At 74.5% G+C, this 21918-nt stretch carries 3 protein-coding genes; all 3 read left to right on the forward strand.

Going from position 1 to position 21918, the window contains the following annotated elements; translation table 11 throughout:
* Positions 1-45: 45 nt before the first annotated feature.
* The 3 genes from BU52_RS21620 (at position 46) to BU52_RS21635 (ending at position 21896) form a co-directional block, all read left to right on the forward strand.
* Positions 46-1179: an adenine nucleotide alpha hydrolase family protein gene (locus BU52_RS21620; RefSeq protein WP_037936918.1), complete on the forward strand. Its 1134-nt coding sequence runs from the start codon at positions 46-48 to the stop codon at positions 1177-1179.
* A gap of 24 nt (positions 1180-1203) precedes the next feature.
* Positions 1204-3849, forward strand: coding sequence for a type I polyketide synthase (locus BU52_RS21625; RefSeq protein WP_037936921.1), 2646 nt, complete (start codon positions 1204-1206; stop codon positions 3847-3849).
* Positions 3850-3911: 62 nt separating this feature from the next.
* Entirely contained in the window at positions 3912-21896 is a 17985-nt protein-coding gene (locus BU52_RS21635) for a non-ribosomal peptide synthetase (RefSeq protein ID WP_051858438.1), read from the forward strand.
* Positions 21897-21918: the final 22 nt, after the last annotated feature.

A 21918-nucleotide genomic window follows, 5' to 3' on the forward strand; every position in this document is an offset into this window, starting at 1 on the left:
ACACCCACCGCACAGCCCGATCCGTCCGTTTCACCAGGGGGTTCCGTGTCCAGCTGCCAGGTCTGCTCGCTCAAGGCCAATCACCCGGGAGTGGTGCTCGACGACCAGGGGGTGTGCAACCTGTGCAACCTTGACTTCGCCGAGGACCTGCTCGTCAACTACCGCTACACCAGCGAGGTGTTCTCCGAGTTCCAGCAGGCGCCGCCCGGCACCGGCGAGTACGACTGCCTGTTCATGTACAGCGGCGGCAAGGACAGCACCTACATGCTGGACAAGTTCGTCAACGAGTACGGCAAGCGGGTGCTGGCCTTCACCTTCGACGTGCCCTTCGAGAGCGTGCACGCCGCCCAGAACATCGCGCTGGCCCGGGAGAAGATCCCGGCGACGTTCGTGCTGGACGCCGACGACGACAACATCAAGCTGATGATGCGCGAGGTGTTCAACCGTCCCGCGCCGAAGAAGCCCGGCAAGTACCTGGACGAGAAGCTCCCCTGCGTCTCCTGCCGCACCTTCTTCGTGCTGCGCGCGATCCTCATGGCCTACCGGCAGAAGATCCCCTACATCGCGCTGTGCGCCGACCCGCAGCAGATCCTCACCATGGAGTCCAACGTCCGGGAGATCGTGCGCGACTTCTACAAGACGTTCGGCGAGCGGCTCACCGACACGCTCTTCGGCGGGCAGCTGGAGGAACTCCTCTTCGACGACGACGAGAACCTTCCGAAGATCGTCTTCCCGTTCATCGCCATGAGGCACGAGTACGACCCCGACCGCATCGTGGAGGAACTGCGGGCCAAGGGTCTGTACCAGTCCTCGCCGATGGAGACGCACTGCACGCTCTTCCCGCTGCTGAACTACTACTCGTTCAAGAACTTCGACTGCATGTTCTACAAGCTCAACGCGGCCAGCCATGTGCGGTCCGTCAAGCGCAACGCCTCCTACGACCGCCAGACCTTCAGCATCAAGTTCCCGCGCTCACTCGACCTCGCGGACGTGGAGGAACGGCTGGGCGAGGTCGTCAAGGAGATCGCGGCGGGGGAGGGCGACCGCGACGAGCAGGAGCGCAGCCTCGTCGACCTCTTCCAGCGCATGGACGCCTCCGAGGACGCCGCCCGCTTCGTCGCCCGCAGCTTCCTCGACATGCGATCCGTCGCCACCGACCTCGGCATACGGCTGAGCTGAGACCAGAGCAGGAGAACCAGCACCATGACGCTTTCCGACTCCGACGTCGCCATCATCGGCATGGCCTGCCGCTTCCCGGGCGCCGACTCCGTCGACCGCTTCTGGGACGTCCTCAGCGAAGGCCGCGAGACACTCACCCGGTACACCGACGAGGAACTCCTCGCCGCGGGCGTGCCCGCCGCGCGACTGGCCGACCCGCGCTACGTGAAGGCCGCCCAGACCATCCCCGGCACCGACCTGTTCGACTCCGAGCTGTTCCAGTTCACCCAGGACGAGGCCGAGATCCTCGACCCGCAGCACCGGGTCTTCCTGGAGTGCGCCCTGGAGGCCCTGGAGCGGTCCGGCTACGACCCCGAGCGCACCGACGCCCACATCGGCGTCTACGCCGGCGCCGGCATGAACACCTACCTGCTGCACAACCTGGGCGAGCGCTACCGGGCCGCGTCCTCCGTGGACCACTACCGGCTGATGCTCGCCAACGACAAGGACTTCCTCGCCACCCGGGTGTCGTACAAGCTCAACCTGACCGGCCCCAGCGTCAGCGTCAACACCGCCTGCTCCACCTCGCTGGTCGCCGTGCACACCGCCTGCCTCGCCCTGCTCGGCGGCGAGTGCGACATGGCCCTGGCCGGCGCGGTCCACCTCAACCCGCCGGGACAGGGCTACCACTACCAGGAAGGCATGATCTTCTCGCCCGACGGTCACTGCCGCGCCTTCGACGCCGAGGCCCGCGGCACGGTGATCGGCAGCGGCGCCGGAGCGGTCGTCCTCAAGCGACTGAAGGAGGCCCTCGCCGACGGCGACTGGATCCACGCCGTCATCAAGGGCTCCGCCATCAACAACGACGGCTCCGCCAAGACCGGTTACACCGCGCCCAGCATCTCCGGACAGGCCGCCGTCATCGCCGACGCCCAGGAGGTCGCCGACGTCGACGCGGAGACCATCGGCTACGTCGAGGCGCACGGCACCGGCACTCCGCTCGGCGACCCCATCGAGGTCGCGGCGCTCACCGAGGCCTTCCGTGGCGGCACCGACCGTACCGGGTACTGTGCGCTCGGCTCGGTGAAGACCAACATCGGTCACCTGGACACGGCCGCCGGCATGGCCGGTCTGATCAAGACCGCGCTGATGCTGGAGCACCGCACCCTGGTGCCCAGCCTGCACTTCACCGAACCCAACCCGGACATCGACTTCGCCGCCGGTCCGTTCTTCGTCAACACCGAGAAGACCGAGTGGAAGAGCCAGGCGGGCCCGCTGCGCGCCGGCGTCAGCTCCTTCGGCATCGGCGGTACCAACGCCCATGTGATCCTTGAGGAGGGCCCGGCCCGCAATCAGGAGCCGCACGAGAACCGGCCGGAGCTGCTGGTCCTCTCCGCCCGCTCCGAGGACGCCCTCGGACAGGCCGCCGCCGCCCTGGCCCGCCACCTGCGGGCCCACCCGGGCCTCGACCCGGCCGCCGTCGCCCAGACACTGGGCCTGGGCCGCCGCGCCCACACCCACCGGCTGGCCCTGGTCGCCGGCAGCACCCGCTCCGCGGCCATGGCGCTCGCCCTCGGCGACGAGGAGCGCATCCGCCGGGGTGTGACCGGACGCGAGCCGAGCGCCCCCGTCCTCGTCCTGACCGGCACCGGCGCCGACCCGGCCGACGCGGCCGAGCTGTACGCGTCGGTGCCCGCCTACCGGGACGCCGCAGACGCCTGCGCCGCCGCCCTCGGACGCCCCGGCGAGGCCGAGGCGCTCCTCGCCGAGGCGGGCACGGTCACCGCCTGCTGCCACGAGTACGCCCTCGCCACCGCCCTGACCGCCTGGGGCGTCGCACCGGCCGGCCTCGCCGCCTCCGGCACCGGCCTCGCCACGGCCGCCGCCCTCGCCGAGGCCCTCCCGCTCCCGGACGCCCTCTCCCTGGCCCGCGGCACCGCTCCCCACCACGTCGCTCCGCCCCGGCTGCCCGTCGTGTCGCCGCGCACCGGCCGCTGGATGACCGAGGAAGAGGGCCGGGACCCCGCCGCCTGGACCGGTCCGGCCGACGCGACGGCCACCCCGGACGCGCTGTTCGACGGCACCGGCCGGCACGCGGTCCGCCTCACCCCACCGGACGGCGCTTCCGGCGGCCTCACCCACCTGCTCACCCTCGCCGCCGACCAGTGGGTGCTCGGCGCCGACCTCGACTTCGCGGCCGTGCACACCGGCCGGGACATCCGCCGGGTGCCCCTGCCCACCCACCGCTTCGAGCGACGGCGGCACTGGGTGGAGCCCGGCGACCACGGCGCCCGGGCCGTGGCGGCACCGGCCGGGGAGCGGCTGATCGCCCGCTTCGATCCGGCCGACCCGCAGCACAACGTCGAACTGATCCGTGACCACCTCACCGAGGCGATCGGGAAGGTCCTCGGCGGCCGGCACCTCGCCGCCCCCGACACCAATCTCTTCGACCTCGGCCTGGACTCCCTCGTGCTCATCGAGGTCGTCGCCGGACTGGGCGAGGAACTGGGCTTCGAGGTCCCTGCCACGTCCTTCGTCGAGTTCCCCACCATCCGGTCCTTCGTGGACAACCTTGCCGAGCTGATGGGCCTCGCCCCCGGCACGGCCCCGGGCGGCGGCGGCACCGCCCCCGCGCCGCGTACCTCCCGGCGGGCCCAGCGCGCGGCCGCCCGCCACACCGGCCAGGCCTGATCCCCCCGGCGGCGACGCCCCGGCCCCGGTGGCCGGCCGAAGACCTGTGAGAGAGAGCAACTGTGGACGACAAGCGAAAGCTGCTGCTGAGCCTGCTGGCCCGGGCCTCCGCCCCGGCCCCGGCGAGCGACGGCGTGGCGATCGTGGGCGTCGCCGGCCGCTACCCCCTGGCCGAGACGCCCGCCGAGATGTGGGACAACCTGGCCGCGGGCCGGCACTGCATCCGTGAGGTTCCCGCCGACCGCTGGGACGCCGAGGCCCACCACGACCCCGCGGGGGTGCGCGGCAGCTACAGCAAGTGGGCCGGATTCATCGACGACGTCGACAAGTTCGACCCGCTCTTCTTCCAGATATCACCGGCCGACGCCGAGGCGATGGACCCGCAGGAGCGGCTGTTCCTGCAGACCGCCGCAGCCGTCCTGGACGACGCCGGCCACCCGCCCGCCGAGCTGGCCGCCCGGGGACCGGTGGGCGTCTTCGCCGGCGTCATGAACAACAACTACGAGTGGATGGGCGGCGAGGCCACCGCCCGCGGCGTGCGCACCGACGCGCATTCCAACCACTGGTCGATCGCCAACCGCGTCTCCTACACCTTCGACTTCACCGGCCCGAGCCTCGCCGTCGACACCGCCTGCTCGGCCTCGCTGACCGCGATCCACCTGGCCTGCGAGAGCATCAGGTCGGGGGAGTGCCACACCGCGATCGCCGGCGGGGTCAACCTGATCCTGCACCCCATGCACCTGCGCATGCTGGCCGACCGCGGGATGATCTCACGCGGTGACCGGCTCAGGAGTTTCGGTGAGGACGCCGACGGGTTCGTCGACGGCGAGGGCGTGGGCGCCGTACTGCTGCGGCCCCTGAAGGACGCGCTCGCCGACGGTGACCGCATCCTCGGCGTGATCCGCGGCTCCGCCATCAACGCGGGCGGCAAGACCGGCGGTTACACCGTGCCGAGCGCCGCCGCACAGGCCGAGGTGATCCGCGCCGCCCTGCACCGCGCCCAGGCCGATCCGGCCACCGTCGGCTACGTGGAGGCCCACGGCACCGGCACCCCGCTCGGCGACCCCATCGAGATCGCCGGGCTCGTGGAGGCCTTCGGGGGGCGCATCGACGCGGCGGAGCGGGCCGAGCGGCCGACGGTCGCCGTCGGCTCGGTGAAGTCCAACATCGGCCACCTGGAGTCCGCGGCCGGCGTCGCGGGCCTGACCAAGGTGCTCTTCCAGCTGCGCCACCGCACACTGGTGCCCTCACTGAACTCGGCCAGGCGCAACCCCGGCATCGACTTCACCACCACGCCCTTCGAGGTGCAGCAGACCCTCCAGCCCTGGGAACCCGCGGGCGCCGGCGACGACCTGCCGCTGCGCGCGGTCGTCAGCTCCTTCGGCGGGGGCGGCGCCAACGCCTGCCTGGTCGTGGAGGAGTACCGCACGCCACCGGCCGAGCCCGTCGCACCGGACACCGACCAGCTCCTCGTCCTGTCCGCCAAGACCGAGGAGCGGCTTCGCGCGTACGCCGCCGCCCTCGCCGCGTTCCTGCGCGGCGCCACGGGTACGGAAGCGGCGGGCGCAGGCCGGGACGCCCTGGGCGACGCCCAGCGGCTGTGCCTGCGCCTGGCCGCCGACACCGCCGGCGTGGCCCCCGAGCAGCTCGACCTCGGCACCGACCTCGCCGACTGCGGCTTCGGTGTCCCCGAACGCGCCCGCCTCGAGGCGTCACTGACGGCGGAGCTGAACCGCACCCTGCCCCCGGCGGTGACGACGGCACGGACGTTGGGCACGATGGCGCAGGCGATCGCCCAAGTCGCAGCCGCCGGCGACCAGGGAGCCGTCCGCCCGGCCGAAGGCCCCCTCCGCCTCGCCGACATCGCCCACACCCTCCAGTCCGGCCGTAACGCTCACGAGTTCCGGCTGGCCCTGGCCGTCGGCTCGGTGGCCGAGGCGGCAGCGCTGCTGGAGGCGTACGCCGAGGGCACGGCCGACGCCCGGATCGGCACCGGCCGGGCCGCCCGGGCACGGGTCGTCCTCGCCGACACCGAGGCCGAGGCCCTGGAGACGGCCCTGGGACGGCGGGACCTGGCTGCGGTGGCCGAGCACTGGCTGGCCGGCGCCGTCGTCGACTGGTCCCGGGTCACCCCCGCCGCGGCCCGCCGGATCGAGCTGCCGACCTACCCCTTCGCCCGCAGGCGCTACTGGATCCCCGAGCCGCCGGTCCGTACCGCCCCCGCACAGCCTGCTGAGAACGACGGCGCCGGCGCTGAGCGACACCCCGACTTCTACCGTCCCCTGTGGGTACGCGAGGACGTGCCCGCTCCCGGACCGGTCCCGCGTCCCGGCCGCGTCGTCGCCCTGGTGACCGAGGCCTCCGCCTGGCTCGCCGAGGCGATAGCGGCCCGCATCCCCGACAGCCGTCTGGAACCGGTCCGCATCGACGAGCTCGCCCCGTCCGCCTGGCTTGAGCAGACCGACGACGCCGACCTGGTGCTCCATCTCGGCGGCGTCGGCACCGGCATCACCGAGGGCCTGGGCGCCGACCGGGCCTCCGAGCAGCTGCGCACCGGCTCCCTCTCCCTGTTCCGTCTGGTCCGCTCGACCCGTGCCCCGCGCGTCGTCGTCGTCACCAGCGACGTCCACCCCGTCGCGGGAAGCACCGCCGCCAACCCCTTCGCCGCCGGCATGCACGGCCTGCTCCAGGTGGTGGCCAAGGAGCGCCCCGAACTCCAGGTCGGCGCGCTCGACTTCGACTCGGCCGACCTCACGGGCGAGGACGCGGCCGCCGCCCTGGCCGACGCGATCCTGGCCGCGCCCGCCGACGCCACCGGCCGCACCGTCGCCCTGCGGGGCGGGGCACGCTACGTCCGCCGCCTCGGCCGCGTCACCCTGCCCGAGCCCGGCCCCGTCTTCCGGGACGGCGGCGTCTACCTGCTCATCGGGGGCACCGGCGGCATCGCCCAGGAAGTCAGCCGTCACCTCGCCGAGCGACACCGCGCCAGGCTGGTGTGGTTCAGCCGCGGCGACCTCGGCCCCGCACAGCGCGCCACCGCCGAGGAGATCCGCGCCCTCGGCGGCGACGTCGCCCACGTCCGCGGCGACGCCTGCGCCACCGCCGACCTCGCCGCCGCCGTAGCCGAGGCGCACCGTCGCTTCGGCGCCCTGCACGGGGTCGTGCACGCCGCGATGGTGTTCGACAACCACCCCCTCGCCGATCTCGACGAGGAGACCTTCACCGCCGCGACCCGCGTCAAGACCGAGGGCGCCGCCGCGCTCGCCACCGCCGTCGACGGCCAGGACCTCGACTTCCTGGTCTACTTCTCCTCCGCCGGCTCCTTCGGCAGCTTCGCCGGCAACGGCGCCTACATCTGTGCCTCCGCCACCGAGGACGCCTACGCGCTCTTCCTGCGGGAACGGCTGCCGTATCCGGTGACCGTCGTCAACCAGGGCTACTGGGGCATGGTCGGCTCCGGCGCCCAGCCCGGACTGGCCGACATCTTCGCCGGGCTCGGCATCCAAGGCTTCAGCCCCGCCGCGGGCATCGCCGCCGTCCACCGCATCCTCGGCAGCGGGCTGCCGCAGGTCATGCCGATCCGCGCCGGGCGCCGGGCCCTCGAGGCCATGGGCCACGACCCCGCCCTGGACGGCGAGGTCCTCGGCGGCGGCCACCCGGCCGCCCTGGCCGCAGCGGCCGGACACCTCGGCGCCGGTACCGACGCCGCACCGGCCGCACGCCGTGTCCTCACCGGTTACGAGGAGCTGGAGGCCGTCTCCGCACCCATGCTGCTCGGCGTCTACCAGCGCATGGGAGCCTTCCGGCGCGCCGGCGAACGGCACGGCGCGGAGGAACTGCGCGGACGCCTCGGCATCCTCGACCGTTTCCGCCGCCTGCACGAGGCACTGCTCAACATCCTGGCCGGCGCCGGGTTCCTGACCCGCGACGGCGACCTGGTCGCCACCACTGCCGCGGTCGACGGCATCGACGCGGACGAGCACGCGGCCCGCTGGGAGGCGGAGTTCGACCGGATCGCGGCGGCCTACCCGGACATCGAGCCGACCGTCACCCTCAACCGCCTGTTCCTCCAGGCGTACCCGCGCATTCTGCGCGGCGAGGTGGGCGCCACCGAGATCATGTTCCCCGGCTCCTCGATGAAGCTGGTGCAGAACTTCTACAAGGGCAACCCGCTCACCGACTCCTTCAACCTCCTGGTCCGCGACACCGTCCGTCACTTCCTGGACCTGCGCCTGCCCCAACTGCCGCAGGGCCGCACGGTCGAGGTCGTGGAACTGGGCGCCGGCACCGGCGCCACCAGCGAACGGGTGCTGCCCGCGCTGGCCGCGCACCCGGGACGCGTCGGGTACACCTTCACCGACATCTCGCCCCGCTTCCTGGAACACGGCCGGGAACGCTTCGCCGGACGCTACGACTTCGCCCGCTTCCAGGTGCTCAACCTCGAACGCGGCCTGGCGGAGCAGGGGTTCGAGCCGGCCTGCGCCGACCTCGTCGTCGCCACCAACGTCGTGCACGCCACCAGCGACCTGCGGGCCACCCTGCGCAAGGCCAAGGCGCTGCTGCGGCCCGGCGGATGGCTGGTCCTCAACGAACTGACGTCCGTACGGCCGCTGCTGACCATCGGCGGCGGTGTCCTGGAGGGCTGGTGGGCCTTCGAGGACGGCCACCTGCGCATGCCCGACTCCCCGCTCGCCTCCCCGGAGGGCTGGACCCGGCTCCTGCACGAGGAGGGATACGCCCCGGTCCACGCGCTCGGCGCCGGCGACCCGGAGCTGGGCCAGACCGTCCTGGTGGCGGAGAGCGACGGCGTCCTGCTGGGCGCGCCCGCGTCCACGGCAGGCCCGGCCACCGCCACCGTGGCCGCCCCCGTCTCCTCGGGCGTGACCACGTCCACCGACGCCCTCACCGAGCGCCTGCGCGACCTCGTGGAGCGGGTGCTCAAACTGGACGAGCGCATCGACCCCGGCCGCCCGCTGGCCGACTACGGCTTCGACTCGCTCAGCGGCATGAAGATCGTCGCCGCCGTGGACGAGGAGTTCGGTGTCGCCGTACCGCTCGGCGACTTCTTCGAGCAGCCGACCCTGAACGAGCTGGCCGCCCACCTGGCCGCCAACTGGCTCGCCGGGGTGGCGGCCGCGCCCGCCCCGCCCGACGCGCCGGGAGCACCCGCCCCGGCGCCCATCGCACCCGCCCCGGCCGCTTCCCCCGCCGCCTCCCCGGCCACCGAGGCCGCGGCCCGCGTCCTGCGCCCGCGCACCGACGACGAGGAAGGCCGCCACCCCCTGTCCGAGGGCCAGCGTGCCCTCTGGGTGATCGAACAGATCGCGCCCGGTACCTACGCCTACAACCTGCCCCTCGCGCTCTGGCTCGACCGCGGCCTCGACGTGCTCGCCCTGCGAACCGTCCTGCAGGACCTGGTCGACCGGCACGCCGAGCTGCGGGCCACCATCCGGTCCGACGACGACGGACCGTACGCCCGGATCGCCGCCGAGCCCGAACTCCCCTTCCAGCAGGTCTTCCTGACCACCAGGAGCGACGCCGAACTGCGCGAGCGGATGCGCGCCGACCTGCGCCGCCCCTTCGAACTCGCCGCCGGCCCCCTCGTCCGTGTCACCCTCTACACCCTGGGTGACGGCCGCAACGCGCTGCTGCTCACCTTCCACCACCTCGTCTTCGACGGCGTCTCCATCGCCCTGCTCCTGCGCGAGCTGGAACGCGGCTACCACGCACTCCGCGCGGGCGGCGCCCTCCCCGCCGAGCGCCCCGCCCGCAGCTACGCCGACTTCACCGCCTGGCAGCGCGAGCTGCTCACCGGTGCCGAGGGCCGGCGGCTGCGCGCGTACTGGACCGAACGGCTGAACGGACGCAGGACCACCGTGCCGCTGCCGCTGGACCGGCCCCGCCCGGCCGTGCCCGGCTTCCGCGGGGCGAGCCTGGACGGTCACATTCCCGCCGTGGTCGCCGACCGGGCCCGCGCGCTCGCCGGCGCCGAACAGACGTCCCTGTTCGGGGTCGTCCTCGCCGCCTGGTTCGCGCTGCTGCACCGCTACAGCGACCAGGCCGACATCGCCGTGGGCACGCCGACGGCCGGACGCCCGACGAGCGGCTTCGACGACACGCTCGGCTACTTCATGAACATGGTGGTGCTGGCCGAACGCGTCGACAGCACCGAGGAGTTCCGCGGCCTGCTCCGCCGCCTCCACCGCACCGTGCTGGGTGCCCTGGAACACAGCGCGTACCCGCTGATCACCCTGGCCGACGACCTGCGCCGCGTGGACCCCGAGGCCGGCGCCCCCTTCAACGTCGCCTTCTACTTCCAGAACTGGACCCGCACCGCCCGACGCGACGCGGCCGGCGATGCCGTGGTGCTCGGCCCGGTCGAAGGAGTGCACCAGGAGGGCGAGTTCGACCTGACCCTGGAGGTCGTCGAGCAGGAGCAGGGCTGCCGCTACACGCTCAAGTACGACCCCGGCCTCTTCGACGAGGAGACCGTGGCCCGCTTCGGTGCCCACTTCACCACCCTGCTCGCCGCGGCCGTCGAAGGACCCGGCACCCCGGTGGCCGAACTGGACCTGCTCACCGAGGACGAGCGGGCCCTGCTCACCCCGCCCGCCCCCGTCGACTACCCGGCGGACACCCTGGTCTGGGAACTCGTGCGTCGGCAGGCCGACGCCCGGCCCGACGCGGTCGCGGTCCGCCACGCCGGCACGGAACTGACGTACCGCACGCTCAGGGAACGCGTGGACGCCCTCGCCGCCCGGCTCACCGCCGCCGGAGCGGGCCGGGGCCGGACCGTCGGGGTGCTGCTCCCGCGCGATCAGGACCTGCCGGTGGCGCTTCTCGCCGTCCAGGCCTCCGGCGCCGCCTACGTACCGCTCGACCCCGCCTACCCGCAGGACCGGCTCGCCTACATGGCCGAGGACGCCGGCCTGCACCTGCTGCTCACCCACTCCACCTGCGGCACCGGTCCCGCGGCCGTGCCCCGGCTGGTCGTCGACACCTCCGAGCAGCCGCCGGCCCTGCCCTCGCCCGGCCCGGCCGGCCCGTCCGACGCCGCGTACGTCATCTACACCTCCGGCTCCACCGGCCGCCCCAAGGGCGTCCGGGTGCCGCACCGCGCGCTGACCAACTTCCTGTGGTCGATGGCCCGTGAGCCCGGCTTCGGACCCGGTGACACCCTGCTGGCCCTCACCACCGTCTGCTTCGACATCTCCGGCCTGGAGCTGTACCTGCCGCTGGTCACCGGCGGCACGGTGGAGGTGCTCACCGCCGAGGACGCCCGCGACGGGCTGCGGCTGCGCGAGGCGGTCGAACGGGCCCGCCCCACCGTCATGCAGGCCACCCCGGCCACCTGGAGCATGCTGCTGGCCGCCGGCTGGCAGGGCGACCCCGCGCTGAAGGTGCTGTGCGGCGGGGAGGCACTGCCGGCCGACCTGGCCGGGGCGCTCCTCGCGGGCAACGGGCAGGTGTGGAACCTCTACGGCCCCACCGAGACCACCATCTGGTCGGCGGTGAGCCGCCTCACCCCGGGCGGCCGGGTCACCCTGGGCGCCCCGGTCGCCAACACCACGCTGCACGTCCTCGACAGCGCGCGCAGACCAGTGCCCACCGCCGTCGCGGGGGAGCTGTACATCGGCGGCGACGGCGTGGCCGACGGCTACCTGGGGCGCCCGGAACTGACCGCCCAGCGCTTCCTGCCCGACCCGTTCGCCGCGCGCGCCGACGCCCGCGTCTACCGCACGGGCGACCTCGTACGACGCCTCGCCGACGGCACGATCGAGTACCTCGGCCGGCTCGACTCCCAGGTCAAGGTGCGCGGCCACCGGGTCGAACTGGAGGAGATCGAGGCCACCATGCGCCGGCTCGACGGTGTCCGCGAGGCCGTCGTCGTGGCCCGTGGACAGGCGGCGGGCTCGCACACCCTGCTCGCCTGCTACGTCCTGGAGGACGGAGCGGCCGAGCCGGACCCCCAGCGGCTGGCGGCCTGGCTGCCGGACCACATGATGCCCGACGCCCTGGTCCGGGTGACCGGTTTCCCGCGCACCCTGAACGGCAAGACCGACCGCACCACGCTGGCCGCGCTGCCCCTGGCCGAGCTGCGCGCCCGCTTCGGCGCCGGGTCCCCGCAGGCGGCCCCGGCCGACGCGCCGGCCGGGGCCGCAGGCGGCCGCACGCAGGCCCTCGTCACCGAGCTGGCCCGCATGGTCGCCGCTCTGGTGGACCTGCGCCCCGAGGACATCGGCGCGCGCACGCCGCTCGGCGAGACCGGCATGAACTCCGTGAGCTTCACCGCGCTCAGCGCCGAACTGCGCAAGGCGTACGGCATCACCGAGTACCCGACCCTTTTCTACCGACGCAGCACCCTTCACGCGCTCGCCGAACACCTGTGGGAGCACCACGAGAGCGCGCTGACCGCACACTTCGGGGCGGCCCCGCAGGCACCCGCCACCGAACAGGCCGCACCGGACGGCGCCGGGAACACGGACGTCCCGGCCCGGTCCGGGACGTCCGGGGCCCCTGACGGGTCCCGGACCCCGGTGGCCCCCGCCGGCCGTGAGGTCGCCGTCATCGGTATGGCCGGGCGCCTGCCCGGCTCCATGGACCTCAGGGAGTTCTGGGACCACCTCGCCGCCGGCGACGACCTGGTCGGCGAGATCCCCGCCGACCGCTGGGACTGGCGCGACCACCCGCGCTCCCGGTCCCGCTGGGGCGGCTTCGCCCCGGACGTGGACCGGTTCGACGCCGCGTTCTTCGGCATCTCACCCCGAGAGGCCGAGCTGATGGACCCACAGCAGCGGCTGCTGCTCGAAACCGTCTGGCAGGCCGTCGAGGACGCCGGCTACCGCCCCTCCGAGCTGGCCGGGAAGCGGGTCGGCGTGTTCATCGCCGTCACCAACTCCGACTACCACGAGGTGCAGCGGGCCGCCGGACGCGCCACCGAGGGCCACACCCTCACCGGCGCCGCCCTGTCGATCGTCCCGAACCGGGTGTCGTACCTGCTCGACCTGCGGGGACCCAGCATCGCCGTCGACACCGCCTGCTCCGGCTCCCTCACCGCTGTCCACCAGGCCTGCGCCGCCCTGCGCGACGGCACCTGCGACCTGGCCATCGCGGGCGGCGTCAGCCTCATCCTGGCCCCGGGTGTCTACGAGGCGCTCAGCCAGGGCGAGATGCTCAGCCCCGACGGCCGCTGCAAGGCCTTCGACAGCCGCGCCGACGGCTATGTGCGCGGCGAGGGCGCGGGCGTCGTCCTGCTCAAGCCGCAGGAGCGGGCCGCGCGCGACGGCGACGCCGTGCACGCGGTGATCAAGGCCGCCGCGCTCAATCACGGCGGCCGGACCACCTCGCTCACCGCCCCCGACCCCGACGCCCAGGCCGACCTGCTGGTCGAGACCTACCAGGCCGCCGGCGTCCACCCGGACACCGTCGGCTACATCGAGGCGCACGGCACCGGCACGGCCCTCGGCGACCCGATCGAGACCACCGGCCTGAGCACCGCCTTCCGGCGGCTGCGGGCGGGGGAGGAGGCACCCAGCGGGTCCACTCCCTGCGCGATCGGCTCGGTCAAGACGAACATCGGCCACCTGGAGGCCGCCGCCGGTATCGCGGGTCTCTTCAAGGTGGTCCTGTCGATGCGCCACGGCACCATCCCGGCCAGCCTGCACTTCCGCGAGCAGAACCCCTACCTGGAACTCGACGGCGGCCCCTTCGAGGTCGCCGCCACCGCCCGGCCCTGGCCGCGTCCCCGGGACGCGCACGGAGCCGAGCTGCCCCGCCGTGGCGGCGTCAGCTCCTTCGGCTTCGGCGGGGCGGGCGCGCACATCGTGTTGGAGGAACCCCGCATGCCGGACACCCGCGACGAGCCCGCGGCCCAGCAGGTCTTCGTGCTCTCGGCCCGCGACGGCGACGCGCTCCGGCGCTCCACGGCCCGGCTCGCCGACCACCTCGGGCGGCACGACGTCCCGGCCGGGGACCTCGCCCACACCCTGCAGACGGGCCGCGAGCCGATGGAGCACCGGCTCGCCGTCGTCGCCGACGGCACCGAGGCCCTGCGCGCCGAACTCACCGCACACCTGGCCGGACGCCCCTCCGCCGTACGCACCGCCCAGGTGACGGCCCCCCGGACGGGCGGCCCCGTCTCCCCGGACCGGCGCGACCTCCACGCCGTCGCCGACGCCTGGCTGCACGGCACCGATGTCGACTGGCGGACCCTGCACGAGGGCACGGCCCGGCGCCGCGTCCACCTGCCCGCCTACCCGTTCGCCGGCCCCCGGCACTGGGTCGCCCCCGGCGAGCGCCCCGCGGAGCCCGGTCCCCGTCTGCACCCCACCCTCCTGGACGCCAACGTCTCCACCTTCGGCGAGCAGCGGTTCACGAAGACGCTGACGGGCGAGGAGTTCTTCCTGCGCGACCACGTCGTAGGCGGCGACCCGGTGCTGCCCGGCGTGGCGTATCTGGAGATGGGCCGCCTGGCGGGCCAGATCGCCGCCGGGGGAGCCCCGGTGCACGGCGTCGACGACCTGGTGTGGGCGGCACCGGTCCGGCTCGCCCCCGGCCACAGCGGGCACCCGCTGCTGGTCCGCGTCACCGGCGACCGCTCCCGGGCCGCCTTCGAGGTGCGCGGCACCGCCGAGGACGCGCCGGTGCACGCCGGCGGCACCCTGCGGTTCGACGCCCCCGGTCCCCGGCCCGCCCCCATCGCCCCGGCGGACGTACGAACCCGCTGCACCCGCGTCCAGGCGGGGGCCGACTGCTACGACGGTTTCGTCACGCTCGGCTTCGCCTACGGTCCCGCCTTCCGGGTGATCGAGGAGATCGCCGAGGGCCCCGGGGAGGCGCTCGCGACGCTGCGCCTGCCGGAGCCGCAGCGCGCGGACGCCGATGCGTACGCCTTCCACCCCTCGCTGCTGGACGCCGCCCTGCAGACCGCGGGCCGGCTCGTCCCCGGCGCCGGGGACCCGGCGGGCCCGGCACCGTACCTGCCGTTCTCCCTGGGCTCGGTCCGGCTGTACGCCCCTCTGCCCGAGCGGGGTTACGCGTACGCCACCCCGGCACGGCGTCCCGCCCCGGCGGGCTCCCTCGCCTTCGACGTCGCCCTCCTCGACGAGAACGGGCAGGTGGCCGTCGCGCTGGAGTCCTTCACCCTGAGGGCGCTGCGCCCGGCGGACGCTCCACGGGCAGCGGACACCGCGCCCCGGCCCGGGGAGCGGGCCGTGCCCGCCGTCGACGTCGTCCACGCCTTCGAGCCCGGCTGGGAGACCGTCCCCGCTCCGCTCGGCGGGCTCCCCACCGCCGCACGGGTCCTGCTGCTCGCCCCCGCCGACGCCGCCGACGCCGGCGATGTCGCCGCCGCCCTCACAGCCGCGGGCGCCGACGTCCGCCGTCTCCCGCTCGCCGGCGGCTTCGACGCCGAGGCCGCCGTGCGCACCGCCGGAGCCGGACGTGTCCACGTCGTCCACCTGGCCGGACGCGACCGTACCGCCCGGGACTCCGTGGAGCACGGTTTCCACGCGGCCCTGTCCTTCCTGCGGGCCTGGCAGCGTGAGCGCCGAGACGCGCTGCGCTACCTGTACGTCCACCACGAGCCGGCCGCCTCGGCCGCCCAGCCGGCGATGGCCGCCTTCGCCCGCACCGTGCGGCTGGAGCAGCCGTCGGTCGCCCTCGGCGTCCTGGCCGTCGCCCCCGGCCGCCCGCTCACCGAGGCCGTCGTCGCCGAACTCGGCGCGGACGGCGGCCCCGAGGTGCGCACGGACGCGGAGGGCCGGGCCCGCCGCGCCTGGCGGCATGTGAGCCTCCCGGCCGCGCCGGGCGCCGCGTTCACCGGTGCCGGCGCGCACATCGTCACCGGCGGCACCGGCGCCCTGGGCCTGCTCGTCGCCGAGCACATCGCCGCCGCGCGGCGGGCCGCGGGTGTCACCGGCGGCGGCATCCTGCTCGCCGCGCGCACCGCCCCCGGTCCAAAGGCCCGGGCCCGCGCCGACGTCCTCGGCGCCCGGGTGGTGCTCGCCGACGTCACCGACCCGGCCGCCGTACGCGACCTGGTGGCCGAGGCACGCCGGGCGTACGGATCGGTCAGCGGCGTCGTGCACGCGGCCGGTGTCCTCCGGGACGGGCTCGTCCGCACCAAGCGGCGTGCGGACGCGGACGCCGTGCTCGCCGCCAAGGTGCACGGCACCGTCCTGCTCGACGAGGCGACGGCGGAGGAACCACTGGACTACTTCGTCGCGTTCTCCTCGGCGGCCGCGGCCTTCGGCAACGCCGGACAGAGCGACTACGCCTTCGCCAACGCCTTCCTCGACCACTTCGCCGAGGAGCGCGAGCGGCGCCGCCTGGACGGCGCCCGGCACGGCCGTACCCTCGCGGCCGCCTGGCCGGTCTGGGCCGACGGCGGGATGCGCGTCGACGCCGACGCCGAGGCGTACATGGAGCGCGTGCTCGGCATGCGCCCGCTGCGCACCGCCCCCGCCCTGCAGGCCCTGGACCGCGCCCTCGCCCACACCGCGCCGCGCCTGCTCCTGGCCGCCGGCGACCCCGACCGCATCCTCCGGGCCCTCGACGGCGCCGAGCCGCACGAGGAAGAGTCCGCCACCGCCGCGCCCGGAGCGCGGGAGCGCGCCGAGGAACTGGTCCTGCGGCTGCTCGCCGAGGAGCTGAAGCTGGCCGAGGCGGAGATCACCGTCACCGAGCCCTTCGACCGGTACGGCGTGGACTCGCTCATCACCATGAGCCTCATCCGCCGCCTGGAGGAACACGTCGGCCCGCTGTCGAAGACCCTGCTCTTCGAGCACGTGACCGTGCGCGACCTCGCCGGCCACCTGGCCGGTGCCCACCCCGGAGCCTTCCCGGCCGCCGACCCGGACACCTCGGCCCCCGGCGCCGCCGTCCCCGCGGCGACCGTGCTTCCGCTGCCGACGGCCGAGACCGCCGCCCCCGTCCCGCAGGACGCCCCCATCGCCGTCATCGGCGTCGCCGGACGCTACCCCCAGGCCGGCGACGTCACCGAGTTCTGGCGCAACCTGCGCGCCGGCCGGGACAGTGTCGAGGAGATCCCCGCCGACCGCTGGGACCACGGCCTGTTCTACGACCCGGACAAGTCCGCCACCGGCAAGACGTACGGCAAGTGGGGCGGCTTCGTCCCCGGCGCCGACCGCTTCGACCCGCTGTTCTTCCGGATGTCGCAGATCGAGGCGGAGCACACCGACCCGCAGGAGCGGGTGTTCCTGGAGACCGTCTGGCATCTGCTGGAGGACGCCGGATACACCCGCGAGCAGCTGCGCGGCGCCCGCACCGGCGTGTTCGTCGGCATGATGTACGGCCACTACCAGCTGTACGGCGTCCAGGAGGCGCTGCGCGGCGAGGGCTTCGCGACCTCCTCGTCGTACGCCTCGGTGGCCAACCGGGTGTCGTACTTCTTCGACTTCACCGGCCCCAGCGTCGGCCTGGACACCATGTGCTCCTCGTCGCTGGTCACCATTCACCAGGCCTGCCTCGCCATCCGCAACGGCGACTGCGACGTGGCCGTGGCCGGCGGGGTCAACATCTCCAGCCACCCCGTGAAGTTCCTCCAGCTCGCCCAGCGCGGTTTCCTCGCCGAGGACGGGCGCTGCCGCAGCTTCGGCGAGGGCGGCACCGGGTACGTGCCCGCCGAGGGCTCGGGTGCCGTCCTGCTCAAGCGCCTGGACGCGGCCCTCGCCGACGGAGACCGGATCCTCGCCGTGGTCAAGGCGTCCGCCGTCAACCACGGCGGTGCGGGGGCGGGTTACAGCGTTCCCAACCCCAAGGCACAGGGCGACCTCGTGCGTACGGCGCTGGAGCGGGCCGGGCTCGCGCCCGCCGACCTCGACTACCTGGAGGCCCATGGCACCGGCACCGCGCTCGGCGACCCCGTGGAGATCACCGGCATGCTGCGGGCCTTCGGCGAGGAGCCGCCCGAGCGGCTGCCCATCGGCTCGGTCAAGTCCAGCATCGGGCACGCCGAGTCGGCCGCCGGCATCGCCGCGATCACCAAGGTGCTGCTCCAGATGCGGCACGGCGAGCTGGCGCCGTCCCTGCACGCGGACCGTCTCAACCCCAACATCGACTTCACGGCGACCCCGTTCGAGGTGCAGCGCGAGCGAGCGCCCTGGCCCCGCCGCGTCCTGGCGGACGGCACGGTACGGCCGAGGACGGCGGGCGTGAGCTCCTTCGGCGCGGGCGGCACGAACGCCCACATCATCCTGCAGGAATACGTCGGCGACGGCGACGGCCACGGGGCTGCCCCGGCCGGTCCCCAGCTGGCGGTGCTCTCCGCGCGGGACGCCGTCCGGCTGGCCGCGCAGGCCCGGCGGCTCTCCGGCCACCTGCGCGCGGAGGACACCGCCGCGACCCCCGCGCAGGTCGCCTGGACCTTGCAGACGGGCCGGGAGGCGATGGCCCACCGGCTGGCCGTGCTCTTCCACGACCTGCCCGAACTGTGCGCCCGTCTCGACGAGTTCGCCGCGGGCGGCACCCCGGCCGGCAGCTGGACCGGTGTGGTCGACCCGCGCCGGCCCGCCGCGGGTGAGCGGCTCCCCGCCGACCCCGCCGCGTACGCCACCGCCTGGACCGCCGGTCAGCAGGTCGACTGGCCGGCCCTGCACCCCGGCGGCAGGCCCGCCCGGGTGGCGCTGCCCGGCTACCCCTTCGACGGTGACCGGGTCTGGCTGGCGGCGGCCGACGCCGAACTGGCCGCCCTCGGCGCCGGGCGTGACGCACTCGGCGGCGGCCGGAGCGCACAGGGCGCCGGCCACGACGCCACGGGCGCGGGCCACGACGCCCCTGGCGGCGGAGAGGAACCTGAGGGTCTGCTGCTGACCCGGCAGTGGATCCCCGCCCCGCCCGTGCCCCGTACGGCGCCGCCCGCCCTGACCGCCGTACTCGCCGCACCCGGTACCGAGGCGCTGGCCGCCCGGCTCGCGGAGGTGCTGCCGGCAGCCGAGGTGCTCACCCACGACCGGATCAACGCCGAACTCACCGACTCCGGCACCCGCTGGGACCGCTTCGACGCCGTCGTCGACCTGGCCGGCTGCACCGGATCCGCGCTGCCGCCCCCGCACGCCGCGCTGCCCTCCTGGCTGCGCTGGCTCCAGCACCTGGTCGACCTCGGCCGACGCGACCTGCGCGCCCTGCTCGTCTCGCGCGGCGCGCCCGCCCTGGGCGGAGCGGCCCGGGTGGGCCTGTACCGGATGCTGCAGAGCGAGTACCGCCACGTCCGCTCCCGCCACGTGGAGACCGATCCCGCCGCGACCGACGAGCAGCTGTGCCGCTGGGTCGCCGAGGAACTGTCCGCCGACGGCGAACCCGCCGAGGTCGCCTACCGCGGGGGAGTGCGCCACCTGGCGACCCTCGCCGAGGCCCCGCGGGCACAGCGCGCCGAGGTCGGTTTCCCGGCGGACCACGTGCTGTGGGTGACCGGCGGCACGCGCGGCCTCGGGCTGCTCACCGCGCGCCACTTCGTCGCCCGGTACGGGGTGCGCAAACTGGTCCTCACCGGCCGCGAGGAACTGCCGCCGCGCGCCGAGTGGGCGGCGCACATCGCCGAGGACGGCCCGCTGGGCCGCAAGCTGCGCCCGCTGGCCGAACTGGCCGCCCAGGGAATCGAACTCAAGGTCGTGGCCGTGCCGTTGGACGAGAAGGAGGCGCTCGCGAAGGTCCTCGCCGACGTCGGAGCGCGGCTCGGCCCGGTCGGCGGGGTGATCCACAGTGCGGGCTTCACCGACTTCGAGAACCCGGCGTTCGTCCGCAAGCGGCAGACCGGCGTCGCCCGTGTCCTCGCACCCAAGGTGTTCGGTCTCGACGCCCTGCTGGAGTGCTTCCGGGACGAACCGCTCGGCCTGTTCGTGCTGTACTCGTCGGTCGCCGCCGCCGTTCCCGCCCTCGCGGTCGGTCAGAGCGACTACGCCATGGCCAACGCCTACCTGGACGCGGTGGCCGAGGCCCGTCCGTACGGTCTGCCCCTGGTCAGCGTGCAGTGGCCGAGCTGGAAGGACACCGGTATGGGGGAGGCCCGCAGCGCCGCCTACCAGGCCTCCGGCCTCGCCTCGCTCTCCGACGCACAGGGGCTGGCCCTGCTGGACCGCGCGCTGGAGAGCGGCGCCCGGGTCGTCATGCCCGTGCTGCCGCGCCCCGGCGCCGGGTTCAGCGCCGAGCGCCTGACGGCACGGCGCCTTGAGTCCCCGCCCGCCGCACCGGCCGTCCAGCCCGCTGCCGCGCCCGTCGCGCCACGACCGGTGGCCGGCGAGGGCGCGGACGTGCGCGCCGCCGTCGAGGCGGTCGCCTCCTGGCTGCTCGACCAGCTCGCGGCGGAACTGCGCTTCGACCGCGCCAGACTGGCCGGGGACGTCCCGGTCCACGACTACGGCATGGACTCGATCATGGTCTCCCAGCTCGTCCAGACCGTCGCCCGGCGCCTGGACGTCTCGGTCGACCCCTCGGCCCTGCTCGAGCACCCGACGGTGGACGGCTTCGCGGCGTACCTCGGCGAGGAGCACCGGACGGCGCTGCTCGCGGAGTTCGGAGGTACGCCACGGGATGCGGAGACCGAGGCCGGGGCACGGCCGGAGCCCGCGGCCCCGGAACCAGTCTGGGCCTTCGACACACCCATCGCCCCACCCGTCACCGTCCACCGGCCGGCTGCCGCCTCCCGCATCCCTGACCCACGGGCGGACGCCATGGCCGTGGTCGGCCTCTCCTGCCGCTTCCCCGACGCCGAGTCCGCCGACGCGTACTGGCAACTACTGCGGGACGGCCACACCGCCCTGCGTCCCATCCCGGAATCCCGCTTCGGCCGCTCCCTCGGTTACCACGCCGGGCTGCTGCCGGAGGTGCTGAGGTTCGCCCCCGAGCGGTTCCTCCTGTCCGAGGCGGACGTCAAGGCGATGGACCCGCAGGCGCTGCTCCTGCTGGAGGAGGTCGACAGGGCCGTGCACCACGCCGGTTACCGCCCGGCGGACCTCAAGGGCCGCGCGGTCGGGGTGTACGTCGGCGGCCGGGCCACCCACCTCCCGGACCCGGCGGCCCTGGAGCGGGCCAGGAACCCGGTCGTGGTCACCGGCCAGAACTACCTCGCCGCCAACATCTCCCAGTTCTTCGACTTCCAGGGCCCGAGTCTGGTGGTGGACACCGCCTGCTCCTCCGCCCTGGTGGCGATGGACATGGCCGTCCAGGCACTGCGCGCGGGTTCCGTCGAGTCGGCCGTCGTCGCCGGGGTGAGCCTGCTCGCGGACGACCGGGCGCACCAGGTGTTCGGGCAGCGCGGGCTGCTCAACCCGGGCCCGGAGTTCCACGTGTTCGACGGCCGGGCGGCCGGCCTGGTGCTCGGCGAGGGCGTCGGCGTCGTCGTCCTCAAGCCGCTGGCCCGGGCCGAGGCGGACGGCGACCGGGTGCTCGCCGTGCTGGAAGGCATCGCGATCAACAACGACGGCCGTACCGCCGGACCCGCCACCCCCAATCTGCGGGCGCAGAAGGACGTGATGGCCCGGGCGCTGACGCTCAGCGGCCGCGCACCGCAGGACGTCGGCTGGGTGGAGACCAACGCCTCCGGCTCGACCGTCACCGACCTGCTCGAACTGAAGGCGATCGAGGGTGTCTACGGCGCCGGACCGGACCGCTCCACACCGCTCGCGCTCGGATCGGTGAAGCCGAACATCGGTCATCCGCTGGCCGCGGAGGGCATCGCCGCGTTCATCAAGGTCGTCCTGATGCTGCACCACCGGCAGCAGGTTCCGTTCCGTTCCGGACAGCAGCCCCTGCCGCACTTCGACCTGGACGCCTCCGCGATGTACTTCCCGAGGGAGCTCCGCCCGTGGCCCGCGGGCGCGGACCGGGCCGCCCTCAACTGCTTCGCCGACGGCGGCACCAACGCGCACCTGCTGCTCGCCCCGGCCCCGGCGGAGCACCGCGCCGCCCGCGCGCCGTTGCCGCAGCCCCCGTCCCAGGGCACGGTCGTCATCCGGGGCACCGCCTCCGAGACGCCCGGCGCCCCTGCCCGGCCGGTGCCGGCCGACCTGTTCTGGGACACGTACCGATGACCGCGGAAGGCGGGACGCACCC

Source organism: Streptomyces toyocaensis, assembly GCF_000725125.1.
Classification (GTDB): Bacteria; Actinomycetota; Actinomycetes; order Streptomycetales; family Streptomycetaceae; genus Streptomyces; species Streptomyces toyocaensis.

Excerpts from the sequence above, each read along its gene's own strand:
- BU52_RS21625 (WP_037936921.1), top strand. The coding sequence starts at position 1,204 with ATGACGCTTTCCGACTCCGACGTCGCCATCATCGGCATGGCCTGCCGC.